The 15,903-nt window shown below is 72.0% G+C and carries 12 protein-coding genes; 4 read left to right on the top strand and 8 right to left on the bottom strand.

What is annotated here, in order from left to right:
- Nucleotides 1-748, top strand: a 748-nt coding sequence (locus tag AOK09_RS01185) for an IclR family transcriptional regulator domain-containing protein (protein ID WP_157875759.1), incomplete at its 5' end; no start/stop codon positions are given.
- A 106-nt stretch (nt 749-854) separates the two neighbouring features.
- Here AOK09_RS01185 and AOK09_RS01180 read toward each other — a convergent pair.
- A complete protein-coding gene (locus tag AOK09_RS01180; protein ID WP_055585189.1) occupies nt 855-1,805 on the bottom strand; it encodes an alpha/beta hydrolase in 951 nt (316 codons plus the stop codon).
- 115 nt (nt 1,806-1,920) lie between these two features.
- On the opposite strand from AOK09_RS01180, the gene AOK09_RS01175 reads away from it, so the two are divergent.
- The gene (locus AOK09_RS01175; protein WP_055585188.1) at nt 1,921-4,701 is read left to right on the top strand and encodes a helix-turn-helix transcriptional regulator; all 2,781 of its coding nucleotides are present in this window, start codon (nt 1,921-1,923) and stop codon (nt 4,699-4,701) included.
- A gap of 278 nt (nt 4,702-4,979) precedes the next feature.
- Here AOK09_RS01175 and AOK09_RS01170 read toward each other — a convergent pair whose 3' ends face one another.
- Nucleotides 4,980-5,798 (bottom strand): GNAT family N-acetyltransferase, encoded by an 819-nt coding sequence (locus AOK09_RS01170; RefSeq protein ID WP_245687059.1) that lies wholly within the window; start codon nt 5,796-5,798, stop codon nt 4,980-4,982.
- 446 nt (nt 5,799-6,244) lie between these two features.
- Nucleotides 6,245-6,898: a TetR/AcrR family transcriptional regulator gene (locus AOK09_RS01165; RefSeq protein ID WP_063795797.1), complete on the bottom strand. Its 654-nt coding sequence runs from the start codon at nt 6,896-6,898 to the stop codon at nt 6,245-6,247.
- A 48-nt stretch (nt 6,899-6,946) separates the two neighbouring features.
- Here AOK09_RS01165 and AOK09_RS01160 point away from each other — a divergent pair, with 48 nt between their 5' ends.
- Nucleotides 6,947-7,861, top strand: a complete 915-nt coding sequence (locus AOK09_RS01160) for an NmrA family NAD(P)-binding protein (RefSeq protein ID WP_055585186.1) — start codon at nt 6,947-6,949, stop codon at nt 7,859-7,861.
- A gap of 184 nt (nt 7,862-8,045) precedes the next feature.
- Here AOK09_RS01160 and AOK09_RS01155 read toward each other — a convergent pair whose 3' ends face one another.
- The 4 genes from AOK09_RS01155 to AOK09_RS01140 form a co-directional block, all read right to left on the bottom strand.
- Nucleotides 8,046-9,830, bottom strand: coding sequence for an amylo-alpha-1,6-glucosidase (locus AOK09_RS01155; protein ID WP_055585185.1), 1,785 nt, complete (start codon nt 9,828-9,830; stop codon nt 8,046-8,048).
- Between the two features lie 54 nt (nt 9,831-9,884).
- Nucleotides 9,885-10,733 carry a carbohydrate ABC transporter permease gene (locus AOK09_RS01150; RefSeq protein ID WP_055585184.1) on the bottom strand — a complete coding sequence of 283 codons (849 nt, stop codon included), beginning with the start codon at nt 10,731-10,733 and terminating at the stop codon, nt 9,885-9,887.
- Complete coding sequence (locus AOK09_RS01145) at nt 10,730-11,701, bottom strand: carbohydrate ABC transporter permease (RefSeq protein WP_107101203.1); 972 nt, start codon at nt 11,699-11,701, stop codon at nt 10,730-10,732. The genes AOK09_RS01150 and AOK09_RS01145 overlap by 4 nt, the downstream gene beginning before the upstream one ends.
- Nucleotides 11,702-11,788: 87 nt before the next feature.
- Nucleotides 11,789-13,051, bottom strand: coding sequence for a sugar ABC transporter substrate-binding protein (locus AOK09_RS01140; RefSeq protein ID WP_055585182.1), 1,263 nt, complete (start codon nt 13,049-13,051; stop codon nt 11,789-11,791).
- A 294-nt stretch (nt 13,052-13,345) separates the two neighbouring features.
- On the opposite strand from AOK09_RS01140, the gene AOK09_RS01135 reads away from it, so the two are divergent.
- Nucleotides 13,346-14,392 carry a LacI family DNA-binding transcriptional regulator gene (locus AOK09_RS01135; protein WP_055585181.1) on the top strand — a complete coding sequence of 349 codons (1,047 nt, stop codon included), beginning with the start codon at nt 13,346-13,348 and terminating at the stop codon, nt 14,390-14,392.
- A 238-nt stretch (nt 14,393-14,630) separates the two neighbouring features.
- On the opposite strand, the gene AOK09_RS01130 is transcribed toward AOK09_RS01135, so the two are convergent.
- Nucleotides 14,631-15,176, bottom strand: a complete 546-nt coding sequence (locus tag AOK09_RS01130) for a GrpB family protein (RefSeq protein ID WP_055585180.1) — start codon at nt 15,174-15,176, stop codon at nt 14,631-14,633.
- Nucleotides 15,177-15,903: the final 727 nt, after the last annotated feature.

The following is a 15,903-nucleotide window of genomic DNA, read 5'->3' as shown; positions in this document are numbered from 1 at the left end:
GACCGTGCTCACCGCCTTCGGCGAGGGACGCGAGGAGCTTGCGCTGACCGCCGTCGCCGAGGCCACCGGCCTCGCCCGCGCCACCGCCCGGCGCTCGCTGATCACCCTTGCCCACCTGGGCTATGTCACTTCCAGCGGGAGGCTCTTCCGGCTCACCCCGCACGTCCTGGAACTCGGCTACGCCCGGCTCTCCCGCCTGACGCTCCCTCAGATCGCCCAGCCCCATCTGGCCGAGCTGGTGGAGCGGGTGCACGACTCCGCCTCGATGGCCGTACTCGCCGGCGACCAGATCCAGTACGTGGCAAGGGTCCCGACCGTCCGGATCATGAGCGTCAACATCACCGTCGGCACCCGCTTCCCCGCCTACGCCACCGCGATGGGCCGGGTGCTGCTCGCCGCACTGCCCGCCGGGGAACGCGCCGCCCTCCTGACGCACACCGCACCCCGGCCGCTCACCCGCTCCACCGTCACCGGCTCCGGCGAGCTGCTGGCGATCCTCGACCGGGTCGCAGCGGACGGCCACGCCCTCGTCAGCGAAGAACTCGAGGAAGGCCTGAGGGCGATCGCGGTCCCGATCCGCGACAGGCGCGGCGAAGTGGTCGCGGCCGTCAATGTCTCCATGCACGCCAGCCGTCGCACGGAGGAGCAGTCCCGTGCCGAGCTGCTGCCACCCCTGCGTGAGACCGCCGCCCGGATCGAGGCCGACCTGCAGGTCGCGGGACGCTGCGCCCGGATCCCGGCGGCATGAGGCATCAGCAGGGGCCGGGAGGCGGCGTGAGCAGAGCGGTGCACCGGCGGCGGGAAGCACCAGGCCCGGGCCGACAGGGCCCGGGCCTGCGGCGTACCGGCGGGGGTCAGAGCGCGAGCACACCGCGCAGGAACGTCACCGCCTGGTCGATGGCGGCCTGCGCGGCAGGGGTGCCCCGCAGCGCGTTGAGCATGACGAAGTCATGGATGATCCCCTGGTAGCGGACGGCGGTCACCGGCACGCCCGCGGCCCGCAGCTTGTTCGCATAGGCCTCGCCCTCGTCGCGCAGCACATCGGCCTCGGCGGTGATCACCAGCGCCGGGGGCAGCCCGGCCAGCTGCTCGGTCGTGGCGCGCAGCGGCGAGGCGGTGATCTCGGCCCGTTCGGCCTCGGAGGTCGTGTACTGGTCCCAGAACCACTGCATGCCGTCGCGGCGCAGGAAGTATCCGGTGGCGAAGGCCCGGTAGGACTCGGTGTCGAAGGACGCGTCGGTGACGGGATAGAAGAGGACCTGGCCGGCCAACTGCACGTCCCCGCGCTCCTTGGCGGTCAGGGTCAGCGAGGCGGCCATGTTGCCGCCGACCGAGTCGCCGGCCACGGCCAGACGCGAGGAGTCCAGGCCGTGCTCGGCGCCGTGGGCGGTGATCCACTCGGCGACGGCGTAGTTCTCCTGGATGGCCACCGGGTACCGGGCTTCGGGAGACAGGCTGTAGTTCGGCAGGACGACGGCGGCGTCGGCGCCGAGCGCCAGTTCGCGGGCGAGCCGGCCGTGGGTGTGGTCGTTGCCGAACACCCAGCCAGCGCCGTGGATGTAGAGCACGACCGGCAGGGGGCCGGTGGAGCCGGCGGGCCGGAAGACGGTCACCGCGACCTGCCCGGACGGGCCGCCGGGCACGGTGAGGGTCTCACGGGTGGTGCCCGGGACCTCCACCTCCGGGCTCTGTGCGTCGTCGACGGCCTTGCGGCCGTCGACCGGCCCGAGGTCGAACAGGTAGGGCGGGTTGGCGGTCGCGTCGGCGAACGCCCGGGCGGCGGTCTCAAGAAGGGGATCGGTCATGCGGCCCAGCCTGCTGGGCGACGCGTGGCATCACATCCCGGAAACCCCGTAGTCTGCACCGCACCTGCCACCCGAGTCTTTGAGCGAGCACCCCAGCTTGTAGGAGTATGGCCTGGTGATCATCCGGGGACGAGACCAGGAGCTGGCCCTGCTCGACGGGCTGCTGGATCGGGCACGTCAGGGTCTGTCGGGGGTCCTCGTCCTTCGCGGCGCCGCGGGCTACGGCAAGACGGCGCTGCTCGGCCATGCCGCCGCCGCTGCGGGCGGCCTGCGCGTGACCGAGGTCTCGGGGGTGGAGTCGGAACAGGAGCTGGGCTTCGCCGCGCTGCACCGGCTGGTACTGCCGTTCCTTGACGGTCTGTCGACGCTTCCCCAGCCGCAGCGCGAAGCGCTGCAGACCGCTTTCGGGCTCACCGCGGCACCGGCCGCCGATCGGTTCCTGGTCAGCCTGAGTGCGCTGACCCTTCTGTCGGCCGGCGCCGCCGGGAGCGGTCTGGTGGTCGTCTGCGACGACGCCCAGTGGCTGGACCGGGAGTCCCTCGAGGTCCTGGCCTTCGTGGCCCGGCGCCTGGTGGCCGAAGGGGTGGTGATGCTGTTCGCCGTCCGCGACGACCATGTCCAGGAGGCGGCCTCACCACTGGACGGGATGCCCGAACTCCTGGTAGGAGCCGTCCCCGACGATGCCGCGCGCGCCATGTTGGCCGACCAGGCCGACAACGTCCTGGATCGTGTCATCGCCGAGCGGATCGTGTCCGAAGCCGCGGGCAACCCCCTGGCGATCCGTGAGCTGGCCCGCGGTATCGCCGCCGGGGACATCGCCTTCGGCGGCGAGCCCATGCCGCTGGACCGGCGGCTGGAAGCCCGCTTCCGCCGCCAGATGATGTCCTGCGACCCGCTGGTCCGCAGCGTGCTGCTGGTCGCGTCGGCCGACAACACCGGTGACCTGCGCCTGGTGGGCCGGGCTGCCGCGGCGTTGACGGGACGGCCGGCCGAGGAGATCGCCGGCGCCCTGGACGCGGCCGAACGTGACGCCTTCGTGACCATCACCAGCGGTGGACGCCTGCTCTTCCGTCACCCCCTGATCCGCTCGGCGGTCCACAACGGTGCCGCCGGTGCCGAGCGCCGCGCCGTACACGCCGCCCTGGCCGCCGCCACCGACGCGACCACCGATCCGGACCGCCTGGCCTGGCACCTGGCCTCGGCCTCCCCCGGCCCGGACCCCGCCGTGGCCGACGAGCTGGCCGCCCGCTCGGAGCGCGCCCGCGAACGCGGTGGCCACCTGGCCCAGGCCGCGATGCTGCACCGCGCGGCGGAACTGACCCCCGATCCGTCCCTCCGTGCCGGCAGGCTGCTGATGGCCTGCGGCGCCGCCTTGGTCGGCGGCGCGCCGCACCGCGGGGAACAGCTGCTGAACCAGCTCGGTCCCGATCTCGATCCGCCGGTCCTGCGTGCACACGCCCTGCGCCTCCGCGGCCTGATCGACATGATGCTGAGCCGCCCCGGCGCGGTGGGAACCCTCCTGGAGGCCGCGCGCGTCCTGGGCGAGTACGACGTCCAGGCATCACGCGAGGCCTACCTGGAAGCGATCGACGCCGCCGCGGTCGCGCCCCGCATCGGTGAAGGACGGACCGCGCTGCAGGTCGCGGCCGCTGCCCTGTCCGCTTCCCCGGCTCCCCTCGACGAAGCCCGGCCGGAGGTCGGCGACCTCCTGCTCACCGCGTACGCGACACTCATCGCACAGGGCTACTCGCAGGCCACCCCCCATCTGCGCCGTGCGGTCGCCGCGCTCACCGAGCCGGGTGCCGAGTACGCCGGAGCCGCCCGCTGGAGCCTCATCGGCATGACCGCCGCGGTGGACCTGTGGGACGTGGACTCCCTGGGCTCCTGCGCGCGGCGGTACGCCAGGGCCGCGCGGAACCAGGGTGCACTTCGCATGCTGCAGGTGGCCCTGGCAGGACACGCCACGTGGGCCCTGGTCCGTGGGGAGTTCGACCTGGCAACCGACCTGTACGCCGAGTTCGTCGACGCGGCCGAAGCCACCGGCGCCGACATGCACTTCGCGCGGGCCAGCGACGTGCTGCTGCACGCCTGGCGAGGCGACACCGAACTGACCCGGGCCAAGGCTGCCGTACACGACGGGCCCGGCGCCGACGTCCCCGGCGGCCTGCAGGTCCAGCTCTCCCGCGCCGCCGTGGCCGTCCTGGAGATCGGACACCGCCGCTACGCCGAGGCGCAGACCGCGGCCGCCGCCGTCCACGCCGAGGACCCGCCGTTCTTCGGCGGCCTGGCCCTTCCGGATCTCGTGGAGGCCGCGGTGCGCAACGACGACCGGGCCACCGCCGCCAAGGCCTTGGCGCGGCTGTCCGAGCGAGCCACATCCAGCGGCACACCGTGGGCGCTCTCGGTGCTGGCCCGCTCCCGGGCCCTGCTCGCCGACGGGCCCGAGGCCGAGGCACTGTTCGAACAGGCCCTGTCCCTCCTCGACGGCACCGGTCTCAGCCCGGAGCGGGCCCGCACCCAGCTGCTGTTCGGGGAGTGGCTGCGCCGCGAGCGGCGCCGTCAGGACGCCCGCGAACAGCTGCGCGCCGCCCACACCGCCTTCACCGGGCTCGGCGCCGCCGCCTTCACCGAACGCGCCCGGATCGAGCTGGCAGCCACCGGCGAGACCGCCCGGACCCGTACCCCGGACACCACCTTCCACCTCACCGCGCAGGAGGCCCGGGTGGCCCGCATGGCGGCCGCCGGGGCCACCAATCCCGAGATCGCCACAGCGTTGTTCATCAGCCAGAGCACCGTCGAGTACCACCTGCGCAAGGTCTTCCGGAAAACCGGCCTCACCACGCGACGCAAACTTGCCACGGTCGTCGGCGGCATGGACCGGGCCGAGACCCTCTGACGGGATTCCGCTGCGGGCGGGCCCGTCCATGGGGCGACGCGCAAGGGCGGGGCGGTTCTGCGGTCCCGCCGGCCTGCGTCACCGCACTGATCCACACCCGCGCCTGGCCGGGCCGGGGTGCGTTCGCGGCTGTGGGCAGAGGTGGGAGTCCTGCGCCGTACCCGTCACCTGCTGCCCGCTGCGCGGTTGCCCCCTTGCCGTGCGCGCTGCCGTTCGTATGGAGCGGCGGTCGGAGGATTCCGAGGGCACGCGTACCCGACTCGTCTCGGCACCCGACGTCAGACCTTCCGGATCCGGTCGGCGATCTCCGGCCTCGCCACGAACCCGGCCGCCCTGTACGTCGCGACGCCGCCGACGTTGGAGCTCGGCGTGCACACGCGCACGCTCGACGAGCCCATCTCCCGCAGTGCGGCCGCCCCTGCGACGGTGATCGCCCGGCCGTAGCCGCGCCCGCGGTGGTCCGCGTGGACGCCCATCGGCTCGACAAGTCCCGGCTTCCCCGGACCGGCCGACCAGACCGTCACCACGGCCACGGGCCTGCCCTGGTCGTCATAGGCACCCAGGCATCGGGCGTCGGCGTGGAACGGTCCCGCGGACATCTCGTGCCGGTACGCGCGCGTGGGCCTCGTGGTATTGAACGCGGACCGCAGGACGTCGGCGAAGTCCTGTGCCTGCTCCAGGCCGATCGCCTCGATGCGCGCGCCGGGGTCCTCCACCGCTCCGGAGAGTTCACGGAAGAGCGGCGTCCACGGCTCGCCGCCACCCCACCCCTCGTCGGTCAACAGGTCGTGGAGCAGCAGGCCCCGCGGCGCCTCGACGGACACGGCTCCCTCCGGCAGCACGCCGCGCTCAGGCAGCGACAGGTCCTCGACGAGCCGCCGCGCCAAGTCCTCGTCCCGGAAGGCGTCGGGAGCGACCGTCATCCGCACGACCGTGGGCGAATCCACCATCCCGACAGCGAGGATCCGTCCGTCCCGGCTCCAGGTCCGGACCGCCGCGGCCGTCTCGGCCGTTCCGAACCGGTAGTTCCAGCCGATGTCCCCGGGATGCAGCTGCATCGGCGCCTCGTCGTGCTGCCACTCCCGCAGCGCCGTCATGGCGTCACGGACCTGGTCGGCGGTCGGTGTACTCAGCGCAATCGTCACAGCCGCGATCCGACACCCCGTCTGCAAGGCATGCAACCGATTATCCGACCGAGCGCTCCAGGTCGATGGTGGAGGGCAGCCGGGGCGGCCACACCCCCGGCGCTGAACAGCACCGCTCATGGCGCTGAGCCGCACCGTCACGCCCGGCTGGAGATGGGTGTCCACCCGGGCCGGCCACGCCTCGCCCGGGGCGTACGGAGTGCGCGGTCCCCACGGCTCGGCGATCCGGTCCACGGACGACTCCACGGCGCACCTCCAGCAGGAACGGCAAGCCCGAGCCGCCTGCCCGGCGAACGCCGACGGACACCCGCAGGCCACCGGGGAGGGCCGCGACCCTCCGGAGGGAAACCGACGACCCGGCAGGCGGACAGCCGCACGACCGACCGGGCGGTCCCCGGCTAGGAGGCAGGTGAGTCCGGGAGGAGCCGCCGGACGCTCGTGGCGATCCGGTCGAGGTCGACGTCGGCCGCGAGGGTGGCCTCGTCGGGGCGCTCGGCGATCGGTTCCCGTACGCCGAGCAGGGCCTGCACCAGTCCGGGGTAGACCGTCCGGCCGACGAGGGTCTCGGCGGCCTCCCGCGCCTCCTCCTGCGTCAGACCCCAGGTGCGGGAGACGTAGGCGCCGATCCGCTCCATCGGGGCCTCGAAGACCGCCTCGTAGTAACCGGACGCGATCTCGGGCACCCGCTCGGCCTCCGCGATCCCCATCCGCAGCGTACGCAGGGACGAGGACCACAGCAGCAGCTGCAGCAGCCGCCCGCAGTAGCGCACGAGGGCGTCGGCCGGATCGGGCCGTCCCGCGGTGACGTAGTCCTCCGGCGAGCCCAGACGGTCGAGGTAGAGCTCACGCACCAGGGCGACCACCCCTGAGAACAGGGCGTCCTTGCTGGGGAAGTGGGCGTAGAGCGAGCGCTTGGAGGTCTCGGCCCGCTGGGCGACAACGTCCATGGAGGTGCGCTCGAAGCCGGCTTCGAGGAACACGTCCTTCGCGGTCCACAGGATGTGCTCGCGGAGCTTCTCGCCTCGTCGCGCCGTCATGGTGGCACTCTCCATAAGTAAACGGTACAGTCGAGTTTACATCGTACTCCACGGAGGACACCCATGATCGTCGTCACCGCACCCACCGCCAAGAGCGGCCGCCATGTCGTCGAGCAGCTGCTGGACGCCGGCGAGCCCGTCCGGGTCGTCGTCCGCGACTCCCGGCGGCTCTCCCCCACCGTCCGCGACCGCGTCGAGGTCGTGGAGGGTTCCCATCGTGACGCCGCAGTGGTCGACAAGGCGTTCGCCGGCGCCGACGCGGTGTTCTGGCTGATGCCCAACGACCTCCGCGCCCCCGACGTGATGACCTCCTACGTGGAGGGCAGCAGGCCCGGTGTGGAGGCCGTCGCCGCGCACGGCGTCCGCCATGTCGTCGGGGTGTCGGCGCTGGGCCGGGGAACGGCCGTCGCCGGCCGAGCCGGCAATGTCACCGCCTCGCTGGCGATGGACGACCTGTTCGCCGCGGTCACCAACTACCGCGCGCTCGCCAACCCGGGCTTCATGGACAACACACTGCGCGACATCCGCACGATCCTGAGCGACGGCGTGATCTCCGGGCCCCTCGCGCCCGACCACAAGCTGCCGCTGGTGGCCACCCGCGACATCGCAGGCGCCGCCGCCCGCCTGCTGCTCGACCGCAGCTGGACCGGGTCCGCCGAGGTCCCGCTGCTCGGCCCGGAGGACCTGTCGGGCAACGACATGGCCGCCGTCATCACCGAGGTGCTCGGCATCCCGGTGCGCTACGCGCAGGTCGGGCCCGCGTCGCTGGAGGCCGCCATGCTCTCCTTCGGCGCGTCGCCCGGCATAGCCCGGGCGATGGCCGACATGGCGACGGCCAAGATCGACGGCCTCGACGAGGGCGTCGCCCGCACCACCGGGAACAGCACGCCGACCACCTTCCGCCAGTGGTGCACGGAGGTGCTCCGACCCGCCGTCGACGCCGCCCGCTCCGACCGCACCACCGGCACTCCGAGCTGAGGAGACCCCGAGGCCGACCGGAGAGAACCGGCGCACGACCACGCCGCCGCGATCACCGCTCGACCTGTTCCGGCACGCCGGCCACACCTCGCCCCGGGCCCCCTGACCTGCAGACAGCGCACATGAGGGACCGGCGCCCGCCGGCGGCTGGGGAACATCGCGACTCCTGAATGCTGGGGTGGGTTCAGGGTGTGCGTGCGGAGGTCGGGTCGGTGGCGGGGTGGCCGGCCCGGTCCGGACGCCCCGTCGTGCGGCGGGCGTGGTCGTCGGCCAGCAGGAGGTAGCTGCCGGCGGTCCAGGTGTAGGCGCGGTCGCGCAGGCCCTCGCCGGTGAGGGCGTCGAAGTTCTCGGCGAAGCCGGAGCGCTCGCACAGGCGGCGGAAGCGGGAGCTGACGGTGTCGGCGAGGTCGGTGTGGCCGGCGCGGCGCAGGCCGTCCTCGATCAGGACGGTGGACGGGGCCCAGACGGGGCCGCGCCAGTAGCCGTCCGCCTCGTAGTGGGGTGAGTCGGGGTGCTCGGTGGCCAGGCCGTGCTCGGTCAGATGGGCGGCGACGCCCTCGGCGAGCCTGGCGCTCACGTCACCGGGGAGCAGGTCGCCGAGGACCACGGGCATCAGGTCGAGGAGGCTGCGGCTGCTGGAAGTACGGCCGGTGTGCGGCGAGCGGGCGAGGAACCGCTCTCCGTCCCAGAGCTGCTCCAGCAGGGCGTCCAGCACCGCCGTGGCGGTCGCCGCGTGTCCGTCGGCCTCCCGGACGTGACCCAACTCGGCCGCCATGCCGCTGAGTTCGCGCAGCTGCAGCACCAGGAACGCAGCCAGGTCGGCAGTGATCAGCACGCGGCCGGGGTCGAAGACGGTGGCGTTGTCCCAGCCGCTGTCGTTGCCGTGCTGGTAGTGCGGCAGCACCTGCCCGGGGGCACGGCGGCTGTCGAGCCAGAACCCGGTCCAGCGCTTCAGACGCCCATAGGCGGCCTCGAGCCGGTCGGCGGTCAGGGGCTCGGGCAGGCGTTCGCGCAGACGGCGCAGGGCCCAGCCGTGAATGGGGGGCTTGACGAAGTTGTAGAGGACCTCGGAGTGGGTGACGGAGTCGGGCAGCGCGCCGGTCTCGTCCTGGTGGTCGAAGGTCAGCTGGTACTGGTCCCAGGCCAGTTCGGGCGCGGCACGCGCGAGGGCGAGGGCGTTGAAGCAGTGGTCCCAGCTCCAGACCTTGTCCATCCAGTGCTTGGACATCAGCACGGCCGGGCGGCGCAGGTATCCCTGGGGGCGGACGGTCGCCGACCACAGCACATAGGCGGCGAGGCCGGCGGCGGGCGCGCTGCCGGCCACAGGAGCGGTCAGCTCCCCGGAGAAGTCCCGGAAGCCGCGGCGGGCCCGGTCGGCGCGGGCGGTGAAGTCGCTGTCCGTGGTGAAGGGGAGGCGGGCGCTGTCCATCTCCTCAAGGACCGCCTCCCAGACCGGGGTGCCGGCGAGGGTGATCCGGCGGGGGGTGTCGGCCAGGCCTTCGGCGCCGGTGACATCGGCTGCCGCGCCCTGCAGGAGGGTGATCCGGTAGCGCCGGCCGGTCTCGTAGGAGCTGAACTGGTAGGAGCCGTCCACCGGGTCCTGGTAGAGATAACTGCCCGTGAACGGGGTGAGGCGGTCGTCGGCGGGGGTGACGGCCAGGTTCAGGCCCGTCCCCCGCAGACGGAGGGTGTCCGGGTTCTCGTAGGTGATCTCGATACGGCCCCCGTCGGCCTCCAGGACCAGCAGGCCGGGAACGGCGTGCCGCGAGGCGTCCGCGCGGTCGCCGGTGTCCGGGATCCGGGGGACCAGCCGCAGGACGGGGTGCATGCCGTTCTTGTGGGAGACCAGATGCAGGTCCCGGGAGCGGGTGTGCAGGGCGGTGACCGGTGACAGGTTGAACCAGGACCCGGAGCAGCTGAACGGTATCTCCTCCAGGTCGAAGGCAGGGCCGTGGTGGGAATCGGTCAAGGCGGTGCTCACTTCGTGTCGTAGGTTGCTGCGGGACCGGGGCGGCACAGGGGGTCAGTCCTTGACCGCTCCGGTGGTGACGCCGGCCGCGACATAGCGCTGGGCGAGGACGAGGATGAGGGCCGCGGGAATCGAGGCCACGACGGCGGTCGCCATGATGGCGTTCCACTGCTGGTTGTTGTTGCCGATGTAGTGGTAGATGCCGAGCGTGATCGGCTGGTGCGCGCCGCCGTTGTCCAGGGTGCTGGCGAAGACGAAGTCGGACCACGACCAGAGGAACGTGAACAGTGACACGGTGACGACGGCGTTGCGGCTCATCGGCAGCACCACGGACCGGAAGGTGCGCAGCGGCCCGGCTCCGTCGACCTGGACGGCCTGCAGGAGTTCGCCGGGGATGCCGGACATGAACGCGGTGAAGACGAGCACGGCGAACGGGACCGCGAGGGTGGAGTCGGCGACGACCAGGCCGGGCACGGAGTCGAGGAAGCCGAGGCTGAGGTAGACGGCGTAGAAGCCCATCGCCATGATGATGCCGGGGATCATCTGGGCCACCAGCATGGCGAAGCTCAGCAGCCCGCCGCCCCGGGGCCGCAGCTTCGCCAGCGCGAACCCGGCCGGAGCGGCCAGTGCCACGGTGAGCACGACGGTCCCCAGTCCGATCAGCAGGCTCGTGGCGAGGTACGGGAGCTGCTGGTCCAGGACGAGCCGGTACCCGGCGAGCGTGCCGTGCAGCGGCAGCAGGTCCGGCGGGGTCCTGCGCATGTTCTGGTCACGGGTCAGTGAGACGTTGACCATCCAGTAGACCGGGAACAGCATGCCCGCGGTGAAGGCCGTGCCCAAGGCGGTCTTCCACCACACGCGGTTCCGGGGCCGGCGCCGCACGGGGGCGGTGAGCGTGCTCATGAGGCGTACTGCTTTCGCTGGACGCGGATGTGGATCAGGCCGAAGACCAGGGCGATCAGGACCAGCAGGTTGCCGACGGCGGCGCCGGGGCCGAACCGGGGCAGCAGGTTGCCGAATCCGAGCCGGTAGGACCAGGTGGCGAAGGTGGTCGACGAGTCACTGGGACCGCCCTTGGTCATGATCCAGATGATGTCGAAGACCTTGAGCGTGTAGACCAGCCCGAGCAGCAGCGTGATCGCCGAGACCGGGCGCAGCAGCGGGAAGGTGATCCGCCAGAACCGCTGCCAGGCACCGGCCCCGTCGAGGGCGGCCGCCTCGTGGAGGGAGTCGGGGACCGCCTGCAGCCCGCTGTACAGGACGACGAGGTTGAACGGCACGCCGATCCAGATGTTGGCCACGATCACGGCGACCAGGGACCAGGTGGGCGAGGTCAGCCAGTTGACCCCGCCCAGCCCGACGCCGCGCAGGGCGGCGTTGACGATGCCGGACTCGCTGTTGAGCATCCAGGACCAGGTGGACGCGGACACGATCAGCGGCAGCAGCCACGGCACCAGGAACAACGCCCGCAGGGTGGCCGACAGGGGGAAGTGCTGGGTGAAGAAGACCGCCAGTGCCAGGCCGATGCTGTACTGGGACAGCAGCGACACCGCGGTGAAGATCACGGTGTGGGCCAGCGCCGGCCAGAACGTCGGGTCGTGGAGCACGTCGGCGTAGTTCTGCACTCCCGTGAACGGTGCGTCGCCCTGCACGAAGGAGCGCACGGTGTAGTCGCGCAGGGACAGGTCGAGGTTGCGGTACAGCGGGTAGGCGTAGAACGCGGCCAGGTAGAGCACGACCGGGGCCAGGAACCCCCAGGCGGTCCACTGCTGGGCGCGGCGCCTGCGGCGGCGTTCGGCCGCCCCCGAGGCGACGGGGACGGGGGCGGCGACCGTTCCGCGCCCGGTCTCTGCGGGCAGCGCCTGCGCCATGCGGGCGGTGTCGTCCATCAGCACGGCTCCTTCGTCGGGCAGGCTCGCGGCGGCGGAGCGCCGAACGGCCCGGGGGTTGCGGGCTGCTTACCTGCCGGCGGCGGCCTGCGCCGCGTCCAGGGCGTCCTTGGGCGACTTGGATCCGGTCAGTGCCGCCTGGACGGCGCCCCACAACTGCTCGGAGATCTTGGGATACCTGGTGCCCAGGTTGTCGCTCGTACGGCCCTTGGCGGCGCCGACGGCCTGCACCCAGACGGCCAGGCCGGCGTCGGCGGAGACCTGTTGGTCCTGCACGGTCCTGGTGGGCGCGACATAGGAGAGGGTGGTGTCGGTGGCAAGCAGGTTCTGCGCGCTGGTCAGGCAGGACACCAGCTTGTCACTGGTGGCGTAACGCCCCTTGTCGCCCTGCACGGGCACGGTGACGAATTCACCGCCGGTGGGGGCGGCCGCGGTGCCGCCGCCGGCCGCCGGGATGGGCAGGATCCCGTAGTCGAAACCGGCCTTCTTGGCGTTCGCCAGCTGCCAGGTGCCGTTCTCGGCGAAGGCGTACTGGCCGGTGGCGAACTCCTGCCAACTGGTGGTCTGGGTGTTGTTGATGACCGAGTTCGGCGCGTAGCCGTTCCCCAGCCAGTCATGCCACAGGGTCACCGCGGAGACCGCCTGCGCGGAGGACAGGTCGGTGAGCTGCGCACCGGACCCCCAGAACCAGGGCAGGAACTGGAAGCTGCCCTCCTCGGTTCCGATCGCGGAGAAGGTGATGCCCTTCTTGCCCGCCGCCTTCACCTTCGCCAGCGCGGCCGTCAGCGACGCCCAGTCCTTCACGGACGCGGGGTCCACCCCGGCTGCCTTGAGCACGCTCTTGTTGTAGTAGAGCGCCAGGGTGTTGGCGCCGATGGGCGTGCCGTAGGTCTTGCCGCCGCTCTGACCGGCGGCGAGCAGGTTGGGCGCGACCTGTGAGGTGTCGACCTTGTTGTCCTCGGTGGTGGTCAGCACGCCCGCGTCGGCCAGGGTGGAGACCACCGGGTTGTCGACGATGAGCACGTCCGGGGAGTTGCCCTGCTGGGCCGCGAGCAGCGTCCTGGTGGTCAGGTCGGTGGTGTCGAAGGCGGTCCGCTTGACGGTCACACCGGCCTGCGTACCGCAGCCGTCGAGCAGCTTGGCCCACGCCGAGCCCGCGTCGAACTGCGGGTACGGGTCCCAGACGGTGTACGTCCCCTTGGCTGCCGCGCCCGAGGACGCCGAGGACCCCGAGGACGCCGACCCCGACGAGCCGCACGCCGCGACGGCGGAGGCGATGACCACGATCGCGAGAGAGGTGAGACCCCATCTGCGGGTGCTGGTTCCGTTCATGGCACATGTCCCTTTCCCACCTGCGTCGTCGCAGGGCCTGAGGGTGCGAGCCGAGACTCGTCAACGCGCGGAGAAGTCGAACCGGTTCGGCGAACCGGTTCGACTGGGAACCTAGGGCTCCGGGGTGACATCGTCAACACCCTTGCAACACCGGAGAAATGAGACCATGACAGATCGCCGGGGACGAGCATCGCATCACAGGAGGCGCTTGGAGGATCGCGGATGATGCGGCTATGGTCGAACCGGTTCGTCTACCGTAGGATGACCACCACTGGGCGGCGCGCAGGGAGTGGGATGAACATCGGGGAAATCGCCCGTCGGGCGGGGGTCTCCCGCAGCACGGTCTCCTACGCGCTGAGCGGGAAACGGCAGGTCTCGGCCGGCACCCGCAAGCGCATCATGGAGGTGATCGACGAGCTCGGCTACCGTCCCAACGCCTCGGCGCGCGCCCTGGCCGAGGGCCGCACCCGCACGATCGGTCTGGTCATCCCACCGGCCAGCAATCGCCTGACCCATATGCAACTCGACTTCGTCGCAAGCGTCGTGGAGGTCGCGGCCCAGGCCGACCTGGATGTGCTGCTGTCCCCCTCCGGAGGGGACCACGACCGCTCCTTCGAGCGCCTGGTCTCCGAGAGCCGGGTGGACGGGGTGATCCTGATGGAGATCCGCATCGAGGACGCCCGCGTCAGCCGCCTGCGCAAGGCCCGGATGCCCTTCGTCGGCATCGGCCATCCTTCGCAGGACGAGCAGCTGTGCTGGGTCGACGTCGACTACGCCGGGCTGATCGACCACTGTGTGCACCACCTGGCCGACCTCGGCCACCGGCACGTCGCCCTCCTCAACCGTTCGCCCGAACTGGTCGCCTCCGGCTACGGCCCGGGACACCGCGCCCGGGCCGGATTCATGCAGGCCGTCGAGGAACGCGGCCTCACCGGCCTCGAACTGCTCTGCGGCGACGACGCCCGCTCCGGCCAGGAGTGCATCGCCGAACTGCTGCGGAGCCACCCCGAGGTCACGGCGCTGGCCACCGTCAACGAGGCGGCCCTGCCCGGGGTGCAGCGGGCGCTGGCCGAAGCCGACCGACACATACCGCGCGACTTCTCGATCAGCGGAGTGGTGGCCGACCAGTGGGCCGAGGACTTCCGTCCGGCCCTGACCGCCGCCGACGTACCGGCGGCCACGATGGCCGCGCAGGCCATGTCTCTGCTCATCGACCGGATCAAGGATCCGGCGACCCCTGCGCAGCACCTCCTGATGAGCCCGCCGATCACCCTGCGGAGCAGTACGGCAGCGGCCCCGCCCCCGGGCTCCGCCGATGCGACCCCGTCGGCCGACGGCTGACGAGCTGTGCCCGGAACGGCCGCCGAGGCGAACCGTTGAGGGCCGGCCGGACATCCTCCGCGCAGCCTCGGGGGAGGCGGTCTCGCCGCGCCTCACCGCAGCCTCGGCCCCGCAGCCGAGCAGGCCCACGGCCGCTCCGGCCTTGTGGCCCGCTGCGGCGCCGCCGCCCGCACGACCTCCCCGGGCCCGTCCGCCGGTTCCGGCGCTCCCGGGCCCCGGCTGGGATCCGCAGGCAGGTTCAGGCGTCGCTGGGACCGGGGATCCAGCCGATGCGCTGGGCCCAGGCGTCGGCGCACCGGATGACGTCCCAGACGAAGGCGTCCTTCGCCCGGACGTAGCCGGCCCGGTCGTCACGGAACGTGGCGGCACAGCGCTGCTTGGCTGCGGCGTACTCGGTCGCGGCCGAGGGGTGGCAGCGCAGGTAGTCGCGGAACAGCAGGGGGAACTGCTGAGAGAAGGTCCCCAGCTGCCGCACATGCACATGCATCCGGCGCTGACCTGGAGGTTCGCGGAAGTACCGCTTGGTTCGTTCGGGGTTGTCGGCCTGGTGCACAAGGCCCGTACCGGTCAGCGGAGCCACGAATGGGTCCGCCGGTTCCAGCGATGCCACGGAGATCTGAATGTCGATCACCGACTTGGCGGCCAGTCCCGGCACCGAGGTGGACCCGACGTGATCGATACGCGCTGCGACATCACCGAGCGCCGCACGCAGGACGCCGCCCCACCTGGCGAACATCCCCGGCCAGGCAGGATCGTAAGGCACGATGTCGATCGGCTCTCCCATGCCGGGAGTGTTCCATGGGTCGCCCCGGCGGCAACGGAACCGTCGGCCCCGAGCTTTGTGCGTGATCACAAACGTCGGACCTTCCTGCGCAGACCCCTCACCCGGCCGACCCCGCTCCCTCGGCACGTCACTGACAGTGCCGCGGCCCGGGGGGCCGACGAACAAGGCTATGGAGTCCTCCGTCGGCGCCCGCGCACCATCGGCTGCCCCGGACGCGTCCGCGAGCCGGCGCGCCGCCCGACCGACTCAGCCCCGTGGAGCAGCAGCGAGCCATCGCGCGGGGCAGTCTCGGCGGCTCCCGCGACGGCGACACCGACGGGTCGCCGGGCACCACGCGACCACGCCACCGCCAGTCCAGACGGACCGTCAGACTCCGTGCACGGATCTCGCCGGAGCCGACCACCTCGCGCTGCACCACGAAGCACATCGGACATGACGACGACGGCACCGGCTGAGACATCGCCATACCCCCGCACTCCGCCCACTCCCCCCGCCAGGCCCCAGCGGCTGCGATTCGGGGCACACACACATGACGGCAGGTCAGTCGAGGCGGAGAGAGCTGTTCAGCGGCGGCCGTCCGTCCGCGCCGCGCGGCCGGGTTGCGACTTCGGGCACCGCGGGGGACTCGGTGGATCAGGGACCCCCGGCTCTTTGTTGTGAGATGTATTGACGCGCTCCGGTGGCCGACCCTAAGGTGCCCGAAACGATCACAAGGAGCCCCACACTC

It is taken from the genome of Peterkaempfera griseoplana (genome assembly GCF_001418575.1).
Lineage (GTDB): Bacteria > Actinomycetota > Actinomycetes > Streptomycetales > Streptomycetaceae > Peterkaempfera > Peterkaempfera griseoplana.
The sequence above is the reverse complement of the archived record's forward strand: the minus strand, read 5'-3'. Positions and strand labels throughout refer to the sequence as shown.